General features: G+C 72.8%; 12 protein-coding genes. 7 read left to right on the top strand and 5 right to left on the bottom strand.

The genetic code is table 11. The features are described 5' to 3' along the window. The first annotated feature begins 39 nt into the window (after window positions 1-39). From IPZ69_RS06795 to IPZ69_RS06780, 4 genes are read left to right on the top strand one after another with little or no spacing between them, the layout of a single operon-like run. Complete coding sequence (locus tag IPZ69_RS06795) at window positions 40-1107, top strand: glucose-1-phosphate thymidylyltransferase (protein ID WP_235453082.1); 1068 nt, start codon at window positions 40-42, stop codon at window positions 1105-1107. Beyond that, on the top strand, window positions 1104-2084 hold the full coding sequence (rfbB, locus tag IPZ69_RS06790) for a dTDP-glucose 4,6-dehydratase (protein WP_235453081.1): 981 nt from the start codon (window positions 1104-1106) through the stop codon (window positions 2082-2084). Before IPZ69_RS06795 ends, rfbB begins: the two co-directional genes overlap by 4 nt. Further along, a complete protein-coding gene (gene rfbD, locus IPZ69_RS06785) occupies window positions 2081-2962 on the top strand; it encodes a dTDP-4-dehydrorhamnose reductase (RefSeq protein WP_235453080.1) in 882 nt (293 codons plus the stop codon). Before rfbB ends, rfbD begins: the two co-directional genes overlap by 4 nt. Continuing rightward, entirely contained in the window at window positions 2959-3762 is an 804-nt protein-coding gene (locus tag IPZ69_RS06780) for a class I SAM-dependent methyltransferase (RefSeq protein ID WP_235453079.1), read from the top strand. Before rfbD ends, IPZ69_RS06780 begins: the two co-directional genes overlap by 4 nt. 42 nt (window positions 3763-3804) lie before the next feature. On the opposite strand, the gene rfbC is transcribed toward IPZ69_RS06780, so the two are convergent. From rfbC to IPZ69_RS06755, 5 genes are all read right to left on the bottom strand, one after another. Continuing rightward, the gene (gene rfbC / locus IPZ69_RS06775) at window positions 3805-4404 is read right to left on the bottom strand and encodes a dTDP-4-dehydrorhamnose 3,5-epimerase (RefSeq protein ID WP_235453078.1); all 600 of its coding nucleotides are present in this window, start codon (window positions 4402-4404) and stop codon (window positions 3805-3807) included. Window positions 4405-4408: 4 nt separating this feature from the next. Continuing rightward, window positions 4409-6367 carry a glycosyltransferase family 2 protein gene (locus tag IPZ69_RS06770; RefSeq protein WP_235453077.1) on the bottom strand — a complete coding sequence of 653 codons (1959 nt, stop codon included), beginning with the start codon at window positions 6365-6367 and terminating at the stop codon, window positions 4409-4411. Between the two features lie 144 nt (window positions 6368-6511). Then, window positions 6512-7096, bottom strand: a complete 585-nt coding sequence (locus IPZ69_RS06765) for a hydrolase (RefSeq protein WP_235453076.1) — start codon at window positions 7094-7096, stop codon at window positions 6512-6514. Window positions 7097-7156: 60 nt separating this feature from the next. After that, a complete protein-coding gene (locus IPZ69_RS06760) occupies window positions 7157-8578 on the bottom strand; it encodes an MFS transporter (protein ID WP_235453075.1) in 1422 nt (473 codons plus the stop codon). Then, window positions 8575-9021, bottom strand: coding sequence for a MarR family winged helix-turn-helix transcriptional regulator (locus IPZ69_RS06755; protein ID WP_235453074.1), 447 nt, complete (start codon window positions 9019-9021; stop codon window positions 8575-8577). Before IPZ69_RS06755 ends, IPZ69_RS06760 begins: the two co-directional genes overlap by 4 nt. Before the next feature lie 276 nt (window positions 9022-9297). On the opposite strand from IPZ69_RS06755, the gene IPZ69_RS06750 reads away from it, so the two are divergent. From IPZ69_RS06750 to IPZ69_RS06740, 3 genes are read left to right on the top strand one after another with little or no spacing between them, the layout of a single operon-like run. Beyond that, a complete protein-coding gene (locus IPZ69_RS06750; RefSeq protein WP_235453073.1) occupies window positions 9298-10596 on the top strand; it encodes an MFS transporter in 1299 nt (432 codons plus the stop codon). Beyond that, the gene (locus IPZ69_RS06745; protein WP_235453072.1) at window positions 10593-13868 is read left to right on the top strand and encodes a type I polyketide synthase; all 3276 of its coding nucleotides are present in this window, start codon (window positions 10593-10595) and stop codon (window positions 13866-13868) included. Before IPZ69_RS06750 ends, IPZ69_RS06745 begins: the two co-directional genes overlap by 4 nt. Further along, complete coding sequence (locus tag IPZ69_RS06740) at window positions 13865-21442, top strand: MupA/Atu3671 family FMN-dependent luciferase-like monooxygenase (protein ID WP_235453071.1); 7578 nt, start codon at window positions 13865-13867, stop codon at window positions 21440-21442. The genes IPZ69_RS06745 and IPZ69_RS06740 overlap by 4 nt, the downstream gene beginning before the upstream one ends. Window positions 21443-21456: the final 14 nt, after the last annotated feature.

Here is a 21456-nt window from a genome sequence, read left to right as displayed (position 1 = left end):
AGAGGTCCGATCCGGACCATCCCCACTAGGGTGTGGCAGATGAAGGCTCTGGTGCTCTCCGGCGGTGCCGGTACCCGGCTGCGGCCGATCACCCACACGTCGGCGAAACAGCTCGTCCCGGTGGCCAACAAACCGGTGCTCTTCTACGGGCTGGAAGCCATCGCCGCGGCGGGGATCACCGAGGTCGGGATCGTCGTCGGGGAGACCGCCGCCGAGATCGAGGAGGCGGTCGGCGACGGTTCGAAGTTCGGCCTGGAGGTCACCTACATACCCCAGGAGCGGCCGCTCGGCCTCGCCCACGCGGTGCTGATCGCACGGGACTTCCTCGCGGACGACGACTTCGTGATGTACCTCGGCGACAACTTCGTCGTCGGCGGGATCAACTCCCTCGTCGACGCGTTCCGCGTCAGCCGCCCGGACGCCCAGATCCTGCTCACCCACGTCCCCGACCCCCGCTCCTTCGGCGTCGCCGAACTCGACCCGGCCGGGCAGGTGATCGGCCTGGAGGAGAAGCCGGAGCACCCCAAGAGCGACCTCGCCCTGGTCGGCGTCTACCTCTTCACCCCCGCGATCCACGAGGCCGTACGCGCCATCAGGCCGTCCTGGCGCGGCGAGTTGGAGATCACCCACGCCCTCCAGCACCTCATCGACAGCCGGGCCGACGTGCGCTCCACGGTCATCGAGGGCTACTGGAAGGACACCGGCAACGTCGGCGACATGCTGGAGGTCAACCGGACCGTCCTGGAGAGCATGGAGCGGCGCATCGACGGCGAGGTGGACGACCGGTCCGAGACCGTCGGCCGGATCGTCGTCGAGGAGGGCGCGCGGATCGTGAACTCGCGGATCGTCGGCCCCGTCGCCATCGGGTCGGGGACCGTGATCAGCGACTCCTACGTCGGCCCCTACACCTCGGTCGCGGAGAACTGCCGGATCACGGACAGCGAGCTGGAGTTCTCCATCGTGCTGCGGGACTCCTCCATCGACGGGGTGGGCCGGATCGAGTCCTCGCTGATCGGCCGGCACGTCGAGGTGACCCCGGCGGCCGGCGTGCCCAGTGCCCACCGCCTCGTCCTCGGAGACCACAGCAAGGTGCAGATCCGTTCATGAATCTCCTCGTCACCGGCGCCGCCGGGTTCATCGGCTCCACGTACGTCCGCACGCTCCTCGCCGACGACGCCCCAAACGCGCCCCGGATCACGGTGCTCGACAAGCTCACCTACGCCGGCACCCTCGACAACCTGCCCGTCGACCACCCCCGACTCCGGTTCGTGCGGGGCGACATCCGCGACGCCGCCCTGGTCGACAAGCTGATGGCCGAGGCCGACCAGGTCGTGCACTTCGCCGCCGAGTCCCATGTGGACCGCTCGATCGACGGGGCGAGCGAGTTCGTGCTCACCAACGTGGTGGGCACCCAGACCCTGCTGGACGCGGCCCTGCGCTACGGCGTCGGCCCGTTCGTGCACATCTCCACCGACGAGGTCTACGGCTCCATCGAGTCCGGCTCCTGGCCCGAGACCCACCCGCTGTCCCCCAACTCCCCGTACTCCGCGTCCAAGGCCTCCTCCGACCTGCTCGCCCTGACCTACCACCGCACCCACGGCCTGGACGTCCGTGTCACCCGCTGCTCCAACAACTACGGCCCGCACCAGTTCCCCGAGAAGGTCGTCCCGCTGTTCGTCACCAACCTGCTCGACGGCGCGCCGGTGCCGCTGTACGGCGACGGGCGCAACGTCCGCGACTGGCTGCACGTCGACGACCACTGCCACGGTGTGGAACTCGTCCGCACGAAGGGCCGCCCCGGCGAGGTGTACAACGTCGGCGGCGGCACCGAGCTGAGCAACAAGGAGCTCACCGGACTGCTCCTCGACGCGTGCGGCGCGGACTGGGACCGGGTCGAGTACGTCACCGACCGCAAGGGCCACGACCTGCGCTACTCCGTCGACTGGAGCAAGATCCGCGACGAACTGGGCTACCGCCCGCGCCGCGACTTCGCCACCGGGCTGGCCGAGACCGTCGCCTGGTACCGGGACAACCGCGCCTGGTGGGAGCCGCTCAAGCGGCATTCCGGGTCCGGTGCGCGATGAGGTGGCTGGTCACCGGCGCGGCCGGGATGCTCGGCCGGGACACGGTCGAGGAACTGCTGCGGCGCGGTGCGGAGGTCACGGCCCTGGGCCGCGCCGACCTGGACATCACCGAACCCGAGGCGATCCGCCGGGCGTTCGCGGACCACCGCCCCGACCTGGTCGTCAACTGCGCCGCGTACACCGCCGTCGACGACGCCGAGACCGACGAGGCCCGCGCGCTGCGCGTCAACGGCGACGGCCCCCGCCTGCTCGCCCGCGCCTGCGCGGCACACGGCGCGCGACTCGTCCACGTCTCCACCGACTACGTCTTCTCCGGCGAAGCCGGCGCCACCCCCTACTCCGAGGACCATCCCCCGGCCCCGCGCACCGCCTACGGCCGCACCAAACTCGTCGGCGAACAGGCGGTGCTGGACGAACTCCCGGGCGCGGGCGCGGTCGTACGCACGGCCTGGCTGTACGGCGCCCACGGCCGCAGCTTCGTCCGTACGATGCTCGAACTCGAAGCCCGCCGGGACACCCTGGACGTCGTCGACGACCAGCGCGGCCAGCCGACCTGGAGCGCCGACGTCGCCGCCCGGATCGCGGACCTCGGCGCCCGAATGGGCCGCGACGAGGGCGCGCACGGAGTCTTCCACGCCACCAGTTCCGGCGAGGCCAGCTGGCACGAGCTGGCCCAGGAGGTGTTCCGCCAGGTCGGCGCGGACCCGGCCCGGGTACGCCCCACCAGCAGCGACGCCTTTTCGCGGCCCGCGCCGCGCCCCGCCTACAGCGCGCTCGCGCACGGCCGGTGGCGGGAGATCGGTCTGGCACCGCCGAGGGACTGGCGGTCCGCCCTGCACGAAGCACTGCCCCACATCCGCAAGGAGATGTCTCAGTGAAACGGCACGAGTTCCTGCGGGAGCTCCACAAGGTCACCGCGAACCGCAACTACCTGGAGATCGGCGTCAACGACGGCCGCAGTCTGACGCTGTCCCGGGTACCCAGCATCGCGATCGACCCCGCGTTCAAGGTGGTCTCGGAGATCCGCTGCGACGTGCACCTGGCGAAGGCGACCAGCGACGACTTCTTCGCCCGGGACAACCCGCTCGCGCACCTCAGGGGCGGCCGCCATCCGCTGCGCCAACTGGCCCGCAACCGCAGCCCGTTCGGCTATTGGCGGCGCACCACCCTGGACCTGTCGTTCATCGACGGCATGCACCTGTTCGAGTTCGCGCTGCGCGACTTCATCAACATCGAGAAGCACTCGGACTGGGCGAGCGTGATCGTCTTCGACGACATGCTGCCGCGCAACGTGGACGAGGCGGCCCGCGACCGGCACACCAACGCCTGGACCGGCGACGTCTACAAGCTCGTCGAGATCCTCCGCCGCCACCGCCCCGACCTGGTGACGGTCCTGGCCGACACCGCGCCGACCGGCCAGCTGCTGGTCTTCGGCGCCGACCCGTCGAACACGGTCCTCCAGGACAAGTACGACGAGATCATCGCCGAGTTCGAAGTCCCCGACCCGCAGAAGGTGCCCGAGTCGATCCTGGAGCGGACCACGGCCGTGCAGCCGGAGACGCTGATCGCCGCCGGCTTCTGGAAGGCGCTGGTCGCGGCCCGCAACCGCGGCACCAAGCGGTCCCGCGGCTGGGAGCCCCTGCGCCGCGCGCTGGAGCCGCTCGACTCCGGCCGCTGAACCGCTGATCCGCTGCGCCGCCGGCCTGGGTGGCCGGCGGCCTCACCGGCCGGCGCGCAGCCGCTCGTAGTGGGCGGAGCAGTCCGGGTACGCGGGAAGCAGACCGGACCGCTCCGCCTCGGCGAGCGAGGGCGCCTCGGCGTCCTTCCCGGACAGCACCGGCTCGATCCCCTCCGGCCAGACGATGCCCAGGCCGGGGTCGAGCGGGTGCACCCCGTGCTCACGGCCCGGCGCGTACCCGGTCGAGCACAGGTACACGACCGTGGCGTCGTCGGTGAGCGCCATGAAGGCGTGGCCGAGCCCCTCCGCGAGGAACACGGCGCGATGCGTCTCGTCGTCCAGCCGTACGGCCTCCCAGCGGCCGAACGTGGGCGACCCGACGCGGACGTCCACCACCACGTCCAGCACGGCCCCGCGCACGCACGAGACGTACTTGGCCTGACCCGGCGGCACGTCGGCGAAGTGCACGCCGCGCACGACGCCCCGCCGGGACACCGAGCAGTTGGCCTGGGCCAGGCCCAGGTCGTACCCGGTGGCCTCCCGGAACTCCGCGCCCCGGTACCACTCGTGGAAGCTGCCCCTATCGTCCGGGAACACGGTGGGCTCCAGGACCCAGGCGCCCTCGATCTCCAGTGCGCGCACCGCGTCACGCCCCCCGAGTCGTGCCGTGGGACGTGGCCCTCCGTGGGGCCGCGCCCAGCATCCGCCGGACCTTGCGCACCAGCCGCCGGAGCAGACCGGGCGGGGCGGGCCGATCCACCCGGACGCCACCGGTCCGGGTCACGCGCAGGACGAGCGGCAGCGCCACGAAGCGCGGGGTGTCGGCCTCCGGGGCGAGACACACCTCCAGCCGTCCCCCCTTCATGCCGTGCCGCTCCACGCCCACCTCCAGCAGCGAGCCGGCTCCGTCGGCCGGGGTCAGCGTCCCGGACTGTCGCAGGGACCTGTCCGACGCGGTGTCGGTCAGCCGCACCAGGACGTCGGTGCGGTCCGGGACGTAGAGCGGCAGGGCAAGGCTCAGCCGGTGGTCGGCGGAGACGGCCGCGTCCTCGGGTGTGACACGGCCCAGGCCGAGGGCCTTGCCCGCGCGGTCGACGTCCAGCGAGAAGTTGTGGTGGTTCTTCGTCCAGTACGGCAGCACCACACGGCCCGCGACCACGCCGGCGGGCGGTGTGGGCCGGTCGTGCGCCGGGGCCGGGCCCAGGCGGCACTCCTTGTGCCAGCCGCCGAGGCCGACGCGCAGGTACGTGTCCCACAGCCCGCCGTCCAGTGGGGAGCCGCCGGCCGCGGTGCCGGGGTCCACGGTGGCCGTGCCGTGCAGCACCAGCCGCACGCGCCCGTCGCCGGCCGGGACCCGCTCGCGGGTGAGCTCGACCGGCTGGAAGAACGAGGCGGAGCTGGCGCGGTCGCGCAGGACCAGGTCGGCGGTCGCCTGCTCGAACCCGTCGACGGCGTCCGCGCCCAGCCAGGCCGCCGCCTCGTCGATGTCCCGGGGCGCGCTGTCCGCGGGGGTCTTCGGCCCGTCGGCCGGGAACGTCAGCGGCTGCCCGCCGGAGGTGTACTCGGTGGTGAAGGTGACGCGCAGCGCCCCGTCCCGCCACTCGACGCCGCTCGGCGTGCCCTTGGGGGAGACCCCGATCTCCCACTGCGCATAGGCCACGAGGTCGTCGTGACGGTCGTCCCTGATCAGCGAGGCCACGATGCGCTGGCCGGGCCGGAGCGCGGGCGCGACGCCGGGGCCGAAGCGCTCCAGGATCACCGCGCGCATCTCCCGGAACAGCTCACGGCGGTAGTCGTCGGGCATCGCGAGCAGGCGCCGCCCGCTCATCCGCTCGACCATCTCCACGCGCAGCCAGCGGCGCAGCAGCCGGTCGCGCAGCCGGCCCGGTTCGGTGTACCGCTCGACGATGTCCAGGGCCTCGCGCAGGTTCTTGAAGTAGCCGACCGGCTCGAAGCGCTGGAAGCCGGCGTTCGAGGCGTCGTCCCGCTTGACGTGGTAGTAGCAGACGTAGTCGCCGAGCACCGAGACGTTGTCCGCGCGCAGATACGCCTCGGTGACGAAGACGTGGTCCTCCAGGCGGCGCCGGCCCTCCGGGAAGCGCAGACCGGTGCGGTCCAAGAAGGCGCGCCGGACCATCTTGTGCGGGGTGAGGCTGTCGATCAGCGGCGCGTTCTCGACGGTGGCGTGCGGATGGTTGCGGCGGAACAGCTCCACCGGGACCGGGCGGCCCTTCCCCGCCATCTTGCCGACGATCACGTCGGCCTTGTTCGCCACGCCGTACTCGTACATCCGCTCAAGGGCCTCGTCGCCGAGATAGTCGTCGTTGTCGACGAACATCACGAACTCGCCCTCGGACGCGTCGATCCCCACGTTCCGCGGCTTGCCCGACCAGCCGGAGTTCGCCTGGTGGACGACGTGGATGTGGGGGTGCTCGGCGGCCAGCGCGTCCAGTCTGGCCGGGGTCTCGTCGGTGGAGCCGTCGTCGACGAAGATCACTTCGAACTCATCGGGAGGCAGCGACTGCCGCAGCATCGAGGCGACACAGTCCTCGATGTAGGGCCCGGGGTTGTACACGGGGACGACAACGCTGACTTTGACCGGCATCCGGCTTCCAAGCCCCCTTCGGTAGCTTGCCGTTGTCTGAGTGACACGGTGCGCGTGGCCGAATGTTAACCCGGCCCCTTGCGCGGGCGGAGGGCGCTTCGGCGCAGGGGGCCGGGTCGGCCGGAGCCGGGGGCGGAGCGGGGCTCAGACGCGGGTCTTGGCCAGCAGCTCCAGGATCTCCGCCGTGGTGCCCGACTCGCCGAGCCGCGGGAAGACGCGTTCGACACTGCCGCGGTGCGCCTCGGGGTCGCTGTCGGCCATGGCGTCGGTGGCGAGGGTGACGTGGTAGCCGTGCTCGTACGCGGCGCGGGCGGTGGACTCGACGCCGATGCTGGTGGCGATGCCGGTCAGGACGATCTGGCTGACGCCGCGGCGGCGCAGCTGGACGTCGAGGTCGGTGCCGTGGAAGGCGTTCCAGTTGTGCTTGGTGACGTGGATGTCGCCGGGGTGGCCGGACAGTTCGTCGACGACGACGTCCCAGCCCTCGGGGAAGGACAGGCCGCGGGCCGTGCGCTCGGTGCGGCCGGGCACGGCGTCGGCCCAGTCCGCGGCGAAGGACACCCGGACCAGGACCACGGGCAGGCCGTGGGAGCGGAAGGCATCGGCGAGTTCGGCCGTGCGGGCCACCACGTCCGAGGCGGCGTACGGCTGGGTCGGCATGCCGACGATGCCGCGCTGGAGGTCGATCGCGACGAGGGCGGTGCGCGGGTCGAGGGTCGTGAGAGACATCGGGAGTTCAGGCCTTTCGGAGGATGCGTGGGGTGCGGAACGGCTCGGGACCGAGCCGGTTCAGGACGTGGCTCGGGGACCGAGCCGGTTCAGGGAACGGTCGGGGAGGGTCGTCGCCAGCAGCAGTACCGATCCGGCGAGCATGAAGAGGGCCAGGCCGTGCAGCCCGGCCGTGTCGGCGCGGTGCGGGAAGAACGCCGCGGTGGCGGCGGAGGCGCCCAGCGCGCCGAGGTAGGTGAAGGTGCGCAGCAGTCCGGCCGCGGAGGCGATGCGCGCGGGATCGGCCTGCCGGTACAGGGCGTTCTGCGAGGCCAGGCCGATCAGCCCCTGCGGCACGCCGAGGACGGCGCCGAGGGCGAGCAGCACCCAGACCGGGCTGCCGGCGTCGACGAGGAGCAGGGCGACGCACCCGGCCAGCTGCGCCAGGGCGCCGACCACCAGCTTGCTGCGCACCGCCTCGCGCCGCCCGGTCAGCGCGGAGGCGGTGAGCGCGGCGACCGACAGCGGCAGCAGTGCGAGCCCCGCCGTGGCGGCGCTCAGGCCGCGGCTCTCCTCCAGCCACTGCGTGTAGCCGTACAGGAAGCAGTAGGCGGTGGCGTAGCCGAGGAACTGGCGCAGGTACGTGGCGAGCAGCGGGATGTTCCCGCCCAGCACCCGCAGGTCGACGAAGGGGTCCGGCAGCCGCAGCTCCCGTGCCGCGAAGCCGACGGCCGCCGCGGCGGACAGCGCCGGCAAGTACCAGTGGGCCGGGCGCGGGTCCATCAGGAACAGCATCAGCGAGACCAGCGTGACGGCGAACAGCAGCATGCCGGGCAGGTCGACGCTGCGCGGGCCGGCCGTCTTCTTGCGCTCGGCGCCGGGCAGGTGCTCCGCCCGGGGCAGCCGGAGCGCGCCGAGGACCAGACAGGCCACGGAGAGCGGCACGTTGACCGCGAAGACGGCGCGCCAGCCGCCGGTGCTGATCAGCAGACCGCCGAGCGAGGGGCCGATCACGACCACGGTCTGGGCGGCCACGGCGAGCACGGCCAGCACGCCCGCCGGGCTGTCCCGGCCGGTGCGTTCGGCCTCGGCGCGGGTCAGCCGCATGGCCGCCGGATACGCCGCCGAGGTCCCGAACCCCAGCAGCACCCGGGCCGCGATGAGCGCGCCCAGGGAGGGGGCGAGCGCGCCCAGCAGCCCGGCCGCGCCGACCAGGGCCGTGGCGATGAGGTACAGGCGGCGCGGCCCGTACATGTCCACGAACCGCCCGATCACCGGCTGGCCCACCGCGGTGGCCAGGTAGAGCGCCGACACCAGCCAGACGGTCTCCGCCGGAGTCGCTCCGAAGGCCGCACCGATCGGCACCAACGCCACGGCGATCATCGAGGAGTTGACCGGGTTGAGGACGGAACCGAGGACCATCGGCGCGATCAGCCGGCGGTCGAACCCGGCGGGGGAGGGGCGGGTGCCCCGGGGGAGGCGTCCGGTGAGCCTCGGTATCACGACCGCGACAGCCGTTCCATCAGGGTGAGCGCGTCGAGGATCGTCTGCCGTTCCTCCTCGGTGTACCGGTCCTGGAAGGCGCGTGCCAGCCATTCCTCGCGCGCCTGCCGGTTGCCCTCGACCCGGGCCCGGCCGGCCTCGGTCAGGGTGACCAGCTGGCGCCGGCCGTCGTCGGGGTCCGGGGCGCGGCGGATGAGGCCGTGCTGGTCGAGCGCGGCGAGGGTGGCGGCCATCGACTGCGGCCGTACCCCCTCGGCGGACGCCAGCGCGCTGGCCGTGGCCGCGCCGTGCTTGCCGACCAGCGTGAGCGCCGATTCCTGGGACGGGGTCAGGACGCCCTCGTCCTCGTCCCGCGCGATCTCGCGTATGCGGCGCCGCAACCGGCTGAACACCACGCGCAGGTCGCGGGCGGCGCGGGCGGCGGACTCGGAGATGTGGGCCATGCCCTCACCGTAGGACCGTCAGTCCAGACTGTCCAGTCCAGGCTGTCCAGTTCAGGCTGACCAGCCGAAGCAGCCGAGTTGAGACGTGTATTTCCATGGCTGGATTTCGCTCCAGTTGGCCTCTAGTCGATCTGGACACCGTGCGTCACGGTCACTTAGCCTCGATCAAGATATTTTGACGCCAAATTATCTGTTCACCTGCGCTTCTCAATTTCGTTCAGCGGCATTTTCAGCCACATTCCACGGTGTTTTTCCGCACGTCAGGAGCCTCGAACGGTGAGACCTTTCCGTTTGCTCGTCATAGGCAACGGGATCTCGGCATATGGCAGCTACCTCAACATGGTGGCGCTGAATGTCTTCGTCTATCAGGTGACGGACAGCGCGCTGGCCGCGGGCCTTTTCATGGCCGTGCGTCTGTTGACCAGTATCGCCAGTGGAGTCGTCAGCGGCCGCCTCGTCACACGATTCGACCGCAAACGGTTGATGGTGGGTGCCGACCTGACCCAGGCGGCCGTCCTGCTGATTCTGCTGCCGCTGCCCGACCATGCGCGCATTCCGCTTCTCTATGTGCTCGCGGTCGCCACCGGGGCGTGCTCGACCCTGTCCCAGGTCGCGCTGCGCAGCAGCGTGCCGGAGATCGTCGGCGCCGACCTGCGGGCCAAGGCGAACGGACTGCTGGTGACCGGACGGTCGCTGGCCATGATCGCCGGTTTCGCCTCCTCCGGCCTGGTGATCGCCCAGCTCGGCTACTCGACCGCGTTCGCGCTCGACGCGATCACCTTTGTGATCTCCGCGACCGTCCTCTTCCTGCTGCCGATCCGGACCCGGGCGGCCGCCGCCGGCGCCGCCGAGACCAAGGAGGCCGAGAGCGGCGCCGAGGCCGGGGCCGAGGAGCCGGGCAAGGAGCGCTGGGCGTCCCTGGCCCTGCTGCGGGCGGCACCGCTGCTCACCGTGATGATCGCGATCCGGGCGGCCGACGGCCTGGGCTCCTCGTCGCACAACGTGGCCCTGCCCGTGTACTCCAGCGAGCTGAACCCCCATCATCCGGCGACGTTCATCAGCCAGTTCTGGGCGACCTGGGCCATCGGCAACATCGTCGCCCAGCAACTCATCGGGCGGTACACCGGCAAGGCGGGGCGCAGTTTCGGCGAACGGGCCTTCGCGGTCGGCTCCATCGTGATGTCGGTGGCCTTCATCCTCGTCTTCTGCGAGCTGCCCACCGTGCTCGCCGTCGTCGCCGCGCTGGTCGCGGGCATGGCGGACGGCTTCACGGAGGTCGCCTACGTCACCCGCCTGCAGGCGGCCCCCGACGAACAGCGCGGCCGTCTCTTCGGGTTGTCGGCCTCCTTCGAGAACGGCGGTTTCGGCCTCGGCATGGTGGTCAGTTCGGCCGTGCTGGAGTTCAGCTCGCCGCTGACCGTGGTGACGGTCTTCCACGGCATCGCCGTCGTGCTGTGCGCCGGATTCCTCGCCGTCCTGGTGAGACGGGCCCGGCGCACTCCCGGACCGGCGGGCCCCGCGGACCGGCCGGTGACGGGCGCCGATGTCCGCGCGGCGGAAGGCGGTGGCGCGTGACGCGGCCGCGGGAGTCGCAGGTCGCCGTCATCGGCTGGGCGTTCCGCTTCCCTGGGGCGGACGGGCCGGACGCGTTCTGGCGGATCATCCGTGACGGCACGGACCAGGTGACCCGGTTCACCGAGGAGGAACTCGCCGCCGCCGGCGTACCGGAGGCCAAGTACCGGGCACCCGACTTCGTCGGCGCCAGCGGGGTGCTGGAGGACATCGCCGGATTCGACGCCGAGTTCTTCGGCATCAGCGGGCGGGAGGCCGAGTACACCGACCCGCAGCACCGGATGTTCCTGGAGTGCGCCCACCATGCGCTGGAGGACTCCGGCTACGGCCGCGAGCACGGCGGCCTGCGCGTCGGCGTCTTCGCCAGCACCGGCTACCACCTGTACTCGATGGAGAACTACCTCCTCAACAACGCCCTCCAGGGCACCGTCGAGGACGACTGGGTCTCCCGGATGCAGGTCATGGTCGGCAACTACACCGACTTCACCGCCACCCGGGCCGCGTTCCGGCTCGGACTGACCGGCCCCGCCGTGGGCGTCCAGACCGCCTGCTCCAGTTCCCTGGCCGCCGTCCAACTGGCCGCGCAGTCGGTCCTCGTGGACGACTGCGACATCGCGCTCGCCGGGGCCACCGCGGTGCACGTGCCCCAAGTGCTCGGCTACCGCTATGTGAAGGGGTCCATCCTCTCCAAGAGCGGATACCTGAGGGCGTTCGACGCGGAGGCGGACGGCACGGTCGGCGGCACCGGCGTCGCCGCCGTCGTCCTCAAGCCCCTCGCCCGGGCGATGGCCGACGGCGACACGATCCACGGCGTCATCAGGGGCTGGGGCGTCACCAACGACGGCGCCGACAAGACGACGTACACCGCCCCCAGTGCCGCCGGACAGCGGCGGGCCGTGGAACGGGCCCTGGACCGCGCGGGCGTGCGCGCCGAGAGCATCGGCTACCTGGAGACGCACGGGACCGGCACGCTGAAGGGCGACCCGATCGAGTTCGCGGGTGCCACGGCCGCCTTCCGCCGGGACACCGACCGCACCGAGTACTGCGCGCTCGGCTCGACCAAGGCCAACATCGGCCATCTGGACGTCTGTTCGGGGCTGGCCGGCCTCATCAAGGCGCTGCTCGTGGTCAAGCACGGGACCATCCCGCCGCTGGCGAACTTCTCCCGTCCCAACCCCGCCCTGGACCTGGCCGGCAGCCCCTTCTACATCCCCCGCACCGCCCGTCCCTGGCCGGCCGGTGACACCCCGCGCCGGGCGGGCGTGACCTCGCTGGGCGTCGGCGGCACGAACGTCCACGTGATCGTGGAGGAGCCGCCCGCCCCCGCGCCGCGCGGACCGCGCGGCCGCCCGCCCGGCGTGCTGGTCCTGTCCGGCCGCACCGAGGCGGCGCTCGCCGCCAACGCCCGAGCCTTCCGCGACCATCTGCGCCGACAGCCCGACACCGACATGGCGGACCTGGTGGCCTCCACCGCCGGACGGCTGCACGGGCGGCACCGGCTGGCGGCCCGGGGCGACACGCCGGCCGCGCTCGCCGACGGCCTGGACCGCTGGCTCGACGCCACGCCGGGCCCCGCCGCCGTACGGTCCGGGTCGGTCCCCGGCGACGGCGGCCCGCGCGTCGGGTTCCTGTTCGCCGGCCAGGGCAGCGCCTACCCGGGCATGGCGAAACCGCTCTACGAACGCTTCCTCGCCGTCCGCGAGGTCCTGGACGACTGCGAACGCCGGTACGCCGACCTGTACGGCGGCTCGCTGCTCGCCCCGCTGCTCGCCGAACCTGGCGGCGCACTCCCGCCCGTGTGGCCCACGGACACCGCCCAGCCCGCGCTCTACGCCCTGCAGCTCGCGTTGTTACGGCTGTGGCGGCAGGCCGGAGTCGAACCGGCCGCCGTCGCCGGACACAGCGTGGGGGAGTACGCGGCGCTGGTCGCCGCCGGGGCCCTGGCACCTCAGGACGGTCTGCGCCTCACCGCCGAGCGCGGCCGGCTCATGGAACGGCACTGCGACCCGGGCGGCATGCTCGCGGTCCTGGCCGACCACCCCACCGCGCTGTCCCTGGCGGCCGAGGTCCCGGGTCTGGAACTGGCCGTGATCAACGGAGCGCGGAGCCATGTGCTCGCCGGGCCGAGCGGCGTGGTGGACCGGCTGGAGACCCTGCTGGACGAACGGGGCGTCAAGGCACGGAGGTTACCCGTCGCACACGCCTTCCACACCGCGCTGATGGACCCCGTCCTGACCGAACTACGCACCCTCGCCGGCGAGGTGCGCCTGCGTCCCGTCACCCTGCCCTTCGTCGCCGGCCTGGACGGCCGGACCCGGGCCCCCGGCTGGACCCCCGACGCCGACTATCTCGTCCGGCAGACCCGTGAACCGGTGCTGTTCGACCGGGCGTTGGGCGCGGTCGCGGACGCGGGCGCCTCGGCCCTGGTCGAGATCGGCCCCGGCGCCGCGCTGAGCGGCCTGGCCCGGCAGACCCTGCCCCGGGTGCCGGCGGTGCCCAGCCTGCGGGCCGGCGCCGGGCTCGAACCCCTGTGGGACGCGGCCGCGGAGCTCTACCGCGCGGGAGCGGGCGTCGACTGGCACGCGCTCGCCGAGGGCAGCGGCGGCCGGCGGATCCCGCTGCCCGGCTACCGCTTTCAGCACAAGACCTACTGGACCGGCCCGGCCCCCGCCGTGCTCGGGCCGGCGCACACCCCTGAGGAAGGACTGGACATGACATCGGAAGCGGCTGCCGCCGAACAGGTACTGCGCCACGTCACCGAGGTGATCGCCCGCACACTGGGCCACGAGCCCGGCGCGGTCGCCGCGGACAGCCTCTTCTTCGACCTCGGAGCGGACTCGCTGCTGATGATCAGCGTGCTGCGGGAACTGGAGGAGACGCACCAGGTCAAGGTGACGATGCGCGAGCTCTTCGAGGAGGCGGCGACACCACGGCTGTTGTCGGAGCTGATCGTGGAGCGCAAGGGCGGCGGGGCGGCGACCGAGCCCGAGACGCCCGCGGCTGCCGCGGCGGCGGAAACCCCGGCTCCGGCTCCCGCTCCCGCTTCCGATCTCGCTCCCGCTCCGGCTCCTGCTCCCGCTTCCGCCGCCGTGCCGCCGCAAGAGCCCTCCGTGCCCGCGGAGTTCGTCACCCGCGCCGAACTGGACGACATATCCCGTCAGATCAAGCAGCTCTCGCAGATACAGCTGCAGATGATGTCCCAGCTCTTCGAGCTCACCCAGCTCCTCACCCCGCGGGACGCGGCTCCCGCCCTCAACGGGAAGGCCGCCAAGTGACCGGCGTCTCCGCCTCGATCGACCAGGATCTGGCCGCGATGGCCGACCTCTCCTCGCGGATCGCCCGGCAGATCGGGCAGCAGGCCCCCGTCCCGGTCCCGGTCCCGGAGGAGTCCCCGCGCACGCACGGCCCCCGCGTCAGTGTGTCCCGCGGCTCGGGCATGGTCCGCGACGCGTCCGGCCGGTCCGCGCAGGAAGCGCATCTGCGGGATCTCGTACGCCGGTACACCGCCCGGACCCGCCGCTCGAAGGAGATCGCGGCACGCCACCGTCCGGTGCTGGCCGACAGCCGCGCGGTGGTCGGATTCCGCAGCAGTACCAAGGAGATGCTCTACCCGCTCGCCGGCCGCCGGGCCTTTGGCGCCCGGCTGGAGGACGTGGACGGCAACCAGTACGTCGACATCACCATGGGGTTCGGCGTCCTCCTGTTCGGCCACGAGCCCGCGTTCGTCACCGAGGCGGTCCGCGAGCACCTGTCCCGGGGCATCCAGCTCGGCCCGCGCGCCGTGGAGACCGGCGAGACCGCCGAACTGCTGGCCGAGCTCACCGGTCTGGAGCGCGTCGCCTTCGCCTGCTCGGGCACTGAGGCGAACTCCGGCGCGATCCGGCTCGCCCGCGCCGCCACCGGCCGCGACCTGATCGTCACCTTCCACGGCGCCTATCACGGCCACGCCGACAACGTCCTCGGCCGCTCTTCCGGCTCCGGCGAGGACCGGGTGACGGTGCCCGTCTCCAGCGGGATCCCGCGCGGCGCCGTCCAGGACCTCCTGGTGCTCGACTACGGCGACCCGGGCGCCCTGGAGACGATCGAGCTGTTAGCCGACCGTATCGCCGCGGTCGTGGTGGAGCCGGTGCAGAGCCGCCACCCCGCCCTGCGGCCCGCGGAGTTCGTGCGCGGACTGCGCGAGGTGACCCGTCGGCACGGCATCGTGTTGATGTTCGACGAGATGCTCACCGGGTTCCGTCCCGCGCTGCGCGGCGCGCAGGAGCTGTACGGCGTCACCCCCGACCTCGCCACGTACGGCAAGGTGCTCGGCGGTGGCTTCCCCGTCGGCGCCATCGCCGGGCGCGCGGACATCATGGACGGGGTCGACGGTGGGCTGTGGCAGTACGGGGACGACAGCTATCCGCCCGCCGACACCACGTTCTTCGGCGGAACGTACCTGCAGCATCCGGTGTCGATGGTCGCGGCCAAGGCGGTCCTGACCCACCTCAAGGAGAACAGCCCCGGGCTGCAGCAGCGGCTCAACGCCCGCACCGACGCCATGGCGGACACCCTCAACCGGTTCTTCGAGGACGAGGAATTCCCGCTGCGGGTCAGCCACTTCGGCTCCCAGTTCCGCTTCGAGCACCGCGCCGACATGGAGTTGCTGTACCACCACCTGATCCTGCGCGGGGTGCACGTCTGGGAGTGGCGCAACTTTTTCCTGTCCAGCGCCCATACGGACGCGGACGTCGAAGTCATCGTGCACGCGGTCCAGGACAGCCTCCGCGAACTCCGCCGCTCCGGCTTCTTCCCGACGACCGGACCCACCGCGACGCCCGGGCTCGCCCGGGCGATCGGGGCTCACGCGTCGGCCCAAGCCGCGACTCCCGGGCTCGCCCAGGCCAACGGGGCTGACACGCCGGCTGCCGCTCCCGCCTCCGCACGGGCCAATGGGGTTCACGTGTCGGCACAGGCTTCGGCTCCCGCGCCCGCTCCGGCCGCGACGCCCCCCGCGTCGGAGTTCGCCCCGTCGGCGGTGCCCGCCGCCAACGCCCCGGCGCCCATGCCCCGGATGGCCTGGAACACGGTGGCCAGCCGCGCACACGCACCGGCTCGTTCCTCCGACGCTCCGATCCCGACCCCGGCCCAGGCGCCGTCCCGGGCCCCGGCCGAGGCCGGCCTGGCATCGGTAGCGTCCGCCCCCGCCCCGGTCCGGCCCCGAACCCTCCACAAGGCGCCCGACTTCAGCGTCTACTTCTTCGGTGACTATCCGGACACCGGACCCGGGCACGCCGGTGGATACGAACTGCTCATGGAGACCGCCCGGTTCGCCGATGCGCACGGGTTCCACGCGCTGTGGATGCCCGAGCGGCACTTCCACTCCTTCGGCGGGCTCTTCCCGAACCCCGCCGTGCTCGCCTCCGCCCTCGCCCGTGAGACACGGCGGATCCGGCTGAACGCGGGGTCGGTCGTGCTGCCGCTCCACGACCCGATCCGGGTCGCGGAGGAGTGGTCGATGGTCGACAACCTCTCCGGCGGCCGCATCGGCATCGGCTGCGCGAGCGGCTGGCACGCCAACGACTTCGTGTTCTTCCCGGACCGCTTCGGCCGCCACAAGGAGCTGATGTACGAGCAGCTGGAGGACGTGCGGCGGCTGTGGCGCGGGGACGCGCTGCGCCGCGCGAGCGGCGACGGCGAGGCCGACGTACGGCTGTTCCCCCGGCCCGTGCAGGACACCCCGCCGATGTACACGGCGGTCGTCGGCAACCCCGCCTCCTACGAACTGGCCGCACGCCACGACCTGGGCGTGGTCACCAACCTGATGGCGCAGAGCGTCGAGCAGCTCGCGGAGAACGTCGCCCGCTACCGCCGCACCCGCGCCGAGCACGGCCTCGACCCCGACGCCGGCCGGGTCGCCGTACTGCTGCACACCTATCTCGGACCGGACCACCGGACGGCACGCGCCGAGGCGTACGAGCCGCTGGCCCGCTACATGCGCGCGTCCCTGTCGCTCTTCGGCAACATCACCAACAGCCTGGGCTACAACGTCGACCTGTCCAGGCTCAGCGAGGACGACCTCGACACGCTGTTCCGCCGTGCCTACGACCGCTACTGTGACCAGCGCGCTCTCATCGGCACGGTCGACACCGTCTCCCCGGTGGTGGAGGCGGTCACGGCGGCGGGCGCGGACGAGATCGTCTCGCTGGTCGACTTCGGCGTGGCGCCCGACGCCCTGCGCGCCGGCCTGCTCCACCTCGACGGGCTGCGTCAACACCACCAGGAGCGGCGGCCGACGCGCACGGCCCGGCCCGAGCGGCAGGCGGACGACCCCGGCGTTCCGCTCTCGCCGGGGCAGCAGCGGCTGTGGTTCGTGCGGCGCATGTTCCCGGACCACACCGGCTACAACGAGGTCAAGGCGATCCGCCTCGACGGCCCGCTGGACCCGGAAGCCCTGCGCGCCGCGCTGCGCGCCCTGGTCGCCCGGCACGCCGGGCTGCGCACGGTGTTCCGCGAAGTCGCGGGCGAACCACGGCAGTTCGTGCTGCCCCCGGCCGATCCCGACTTCGCGGTGATCGACCGCGCGGACGGGGAGGCCGCGCTGCGCGAGGTCCTCACGGCCGAGAGCGAGCGCCGCTTCGACCTGGCGGACGGCCCGCTGCTGGTCGCCCGGCTGGTCCGGCAGGGCGACGAACGGCACGTACTCGTCCTGTCGATGCACCACATCGTCTCGGACGCGGAGTCCGCCACGATCCTCTCCCGCGACCTGTCCGCGCTCTACCGGGCCGAACGCGAGGGCACCACCCCGGTCCTCCCCGCCCTCACCCGCACCTACGCCGACCACGTCCGCGACCAACTCGCCGCCCAGGACGGCCCGAAGGCCGCCGCCGACCTGGCGTACTGGCGCGAGGCCCTCAAGGGCGACCTGCCTGTGCTGGCCCTGCCGCACGACCGCCCCCGGCCCGCGACGATGACCTCCCACGGCCGGGCCGCGTTCCACACCCTCGACGGCGAACTCTCCGATCAGCTCAGGGAGTTGAGCCGCCGACAGCGCAGCACCCTGTTCATGACGCTCCTCGCCGGGTACGCGGCCGCGCTGCACCGCACCACCGGCCAGGACGACCTCGTCATCGGCACCCCCGCCTCGCACCGGCCACCGGATGCCGACGACGTGATCGGCTTCTACCTCAACACGCTCGCGCTGCGCCTCGACCTGTCCGGCGACCCGGACTTCGGCGCGCTGCTGGCCCGCGTCCGCTCCGTCGCCCTCGACGCCTACGACCACGCCGACGTCCCGTTCGAGACGGTGGTCCACGACCTCGCCCCGCGCCGGACGACCGCGCGCACGCCGGTGTTCCAGGTGATCGCGGAGTACGAGAAGGGCGAGGCGTTCCACTTCGACCTGCCCGGGGTCCGGGCCACCCCGCTCGACTTCGGGCCCGAGAAGTCCCTCACCGACCTGTGCGTCTACTTCACGGACCTGCCCACCGGCATCCGCTGCCAACTGGAGTACAGCACCGACCTGTTCGACGCCGACACGATCGACCGGTTCTTCGCGACCTTCCGGGACCTGCTGCGGGCGGCCGTGCGCGACCCGAGGACGCCGCTGTCCGAACTGGCCGCGTCGAGCGAGCCGGCCGTGCCGGCCAAGCCCGTCGAGCTGTCCGAGCCCGCCGCGCCGGTGGCGGCCGGCACCGCCGTGCCGGCCGACTGGCGGCAGGGCCCGAGCCGTCCCGTCGAACCGGTCACCGTCCCCGAGCTGGTGGCCCGGCGCGCGGCGGCCGACCCGGACCGCCCCGCCGTGGAAGGTGCCGGCACCTCACTGACGTACCGCGAACTGGAGGAGCGCGCCGAACGCCTGGCGCGAGCCCTGCGCGCACGCGGCGCCACCCCCGGCAGCCCGGTCGCGGTCTGGCTGCCCCGATCCCCGGACCTCGTGGTCGCCCTGTACGGGGTCCTCAAGGCGGGGCACCCGTACGTGCCGCTCGACCCCTCCCTGGGCCGGCCGCGCGCGGAGGCCGTGATCGTGGAGAGCGGCGCCCGGACCCTGGTCACCGTCGGTGCGCATACGGACCTGCCCGCCGTGCCCGACGGCACGACCGTGCTGGACCTCGCCGACCTGCCCGACGCCGCGCCCGCGCCGGGCGACGCGCCGGACCCCGAGTCGCCCTGCTACGTCATCTACACCTCCGGCAGCACCGGCACCCCGAAGGGCGTCGTCGTGCCGCACCGGGCCGTCGTCGACGTGTGCCAGTGGCACCACCGGCGGTTCTCGTTCACCGCCGACGACCGCAGCGCCCTCGTGTGCAGTCCGGGCTTCGACGCCTCCGTGCTGGAGCTGTGGCCCGCGCTCGCCGCCGGCGCCTGCGTGGTCGTACCGGACGACGCGGTGCGCCGCGACGCCCTGACGCTGGCCCGCTGGTACACGAACAAGCGTGTCGCCTTCTCGATCCTGCCCACGGCCCTGGGCGAGGCCGTCGTGGACCTGCCGGTGGCCGACCAGCCGTCGCTGCGCCACCTGGTCGTGGGCGGCGACGTGCTGCGCACGCACCCGCGGCCCGGCACGCCGTACGAGCTGGTCAATGTGTACGGGCCCACGGAGGTCACCGTGCTGTGCACCGCGCACACGGTGCCGCCCGCCGAACCGGGCACCGGCGTGGAGCCGATCCCGATCGGCCGCCCCGTCGACAACGTCCGGCTCCACGTCCTCGACGAGGACGGCGCGCCGGTGCCCGTCGGCGCCACGGGCGAGTTGTACGTCGGCGGTCCGGGCCTGTCCGACGGCTATCTGCGCCGGCCCGGTTCGACCGGGGAGCGGTTCCAGCGCATGCCGCTCGCGGGCGGCGCGGCCGAACGGCTGTACCGCACCGGCGATTTGGTGCGCTGGAACGGCACGGGCACCCTGGAGTTCGTCGGCCGCACCGACGACCAGGTCAAGATCCGGGGCTTCAGGGTGGAGCCGGAGGAGGTGACCCGGGCGCTGTCGGCCCTGCCCGGGGTGCGCGAGGCGATCGTGCTGGGGCGTCGCGACGCCCGGGGCGAGGCACGTCTCGTCGCCCATGTCGTGCCGGCCGAACCCCTCGGGGACGGCACGACCGACAGACAGACCTTCGTGGACCGGCTGACCCACGAACTCACCGCGCGGCTGCCGGAGTACCTCGTCCCGCGGGCCTGGGCGGTGCTGGACGCGCTGCCCCTGTCCGGAACGGGCAAGGTGGACCGCACCGCGCTGCCGGACCCCGAGCACATCACCGCGCCACCCGTCGCCCGGGCCGCCCGTACGGAGGCCGGCGCGCCGCACGAGGGCGCGCCTCGCGGCGACGCTCCGCGGGGTGCGGGGAGGTCCGCCACCGAGGCCCGGCTGCGGGAGCTGTGGGCGGACGAATTCGGCGTACCGGCGGACACCATCGGCGCCGACGCCGACTTCTTCGCACTGGGCGGACACTCGATCACCGCGATCCGGCTGATCAACCGGGTCCGCGAGGCCTTCGGCGCCGACTACCCGATGACCCTCTTCTACGAGGAGTCCACCCTGCGGGCCATGGCCGACCACCTCGCCGGCCCGGAGGACGGGCCGCACGGCGAGGAGGTCCGCCGGGCGCCGGTCACGCTCCAGCAGAAGGGGTTCATCACCGGTCACAGCCACCATCGGGTCCCGCAGGTGTTCAACGTGGCCATGCGGATCGCCCTCACCGGCGACCTGGACGTCACCGCCCTGCGCACCGCGCTCTCCGGGCTCGTGGCACGCCACGAGGCGCTGCGCACCCGGTTCGCCGGAGCGGACGACGAGTGGTGGCAGGAGGTGCTGCCGGCCCGGCCGGTCGACCTGCCCGTCGAGGACTTCACCGGCCGCCCGCAGGAGGCGGAGCGCGTCGTCACCGAGGTGGCGCAGACCCCGTACGACCTCACCGAGGCGGTGGAACCGGTCTTCCGGCTGCTGCGCACCGGCGCGTCGGAGTGGGTGCTGCTGTTCGTCCTGCACCACTCCACCTGCGACGGCTGGACGGTCAGCGTCCTGCTGCACGACTTCGCGGCGCTCTACGCGGCGGCCGTGACCGGCACGCCCCACGCCCTGCGGGAGCCGGCACCGCAGCCCACCGAGTACGTCCACTGGCAGCGGGAGAACGCCCCGTCGCAGGCGGAGCGGCGGAAGAAGGCGGCGTACTGGGGCCGCGAGCTGGCCGGGGCGCCGTTCCGGCTGGAGACACCGCTCGACCGGCCCCGTCCCGAGGAGCTGAGCGGCCAGGGAGACGTGGTGCTGTTCACCGTCCCCGCGGATGTGCGCGGGGAGGTCGAGCGGTTCGCCAGGCGGCGCGGCACGACGGCCTACGCGGTGACCGCGGCGGCCGTGGGGAAGCTGCTGTGCGGGTTGTCCGGGCGGCCGGACGTCCTGCTCAACGTGCCCTACGCGAACCGGCAGCGCCGTGAGTTCGAGTCGCTGGTGGCCTGCACGGCGTCCTCGTACCCGCTGCGGGTCCGGGCCGGTGAGGCCGCGGACTTCGGCGCCCTGGTCGACCGGGTCAGCCGCTCGGCGGTCGGGGGCATCGACCACATCATGCCGATGTGGGAACTCGCCGCGATGCTGCGGGAGGAGGGCGGCGACATGCCCGACCGCATACCCGTCGGCTTCCACTTCCAGAGCTCGGTGCAGGCCGACATCGAACTGCCGGGCCTGGACGTCGCCATCGAGGACCTCGCCATTCCCGCCGCGCGCGGGGAGTTCGGCCTCGGCCTGGTGCCCGCGGGTGACGTGTTCGCCGGGTACATCGAGTACTCGACCGACCTGTGGGACCGCGCGACGATCGAGCGCTGGGCCGAGCGGTACGTCGAACTGCTGGCGCACGAGGTCCGCACCGCCCTGCGGGACTGACCCACCGCGCCCCG

The organism is Streptomyces olivochromogenes (assembly GCF_021538895.1).
Classification (GTDB): Bacteria; Actinomycetota; Actinomycetes; order Streptomycetales; family Streptomycetaceae; genus Streptomyces; species Streptomyces olivochromogenes_A.
Note: the sequence above shows the minus strand (reverse complement) of the source record. Positions and strands in the feature narration are given on the sequence as shown.

Coding starts and splice junctions, on each gene's coding strand:
- IPZ69_RS06795 (WP_235453082.1), top strand. CDS start 40: ATGAAGGCTCTGGTGCTCTCCGGCGGTGCCGGTACCCGGCTGCGGCCG.
- rfbB (WP_235453081.1), top strand. CDS start 1,104: ATGAATCTCCTCGTCACCGGCGCCGCCGGGTTCATCGGCTCCACGTAC.
- rfbD (WP_235453080.1), top strand. CDS start 2,081: ATGAGGTGGCTGGTCACCGGCGCGGCCGGGATGCTCGGCCGGGACACG.
- IPZ69_RS06770 (WP_235453077.1), bottom strand. CDS start 6,367: ATGCCGGTCAAAGTCAGCGTTGTCGTCCCCGTGTACAACCCCGGGCCC.
- IPZ69_RS06765 (WP_235453076.1), bottom strand. CDS start 7,096: ATGTCTCTCACGACCCTCGACCCGCGCACCGCCCTCGTCGCGATCGAC.
- IPZ69_RS06755 (WP_235453074.1), bottom strand. CDS start 9,021: ATGGCCCACATCTCCGAGTCCGCCGCCCGCGCCGCCCGCGACCTGCGC.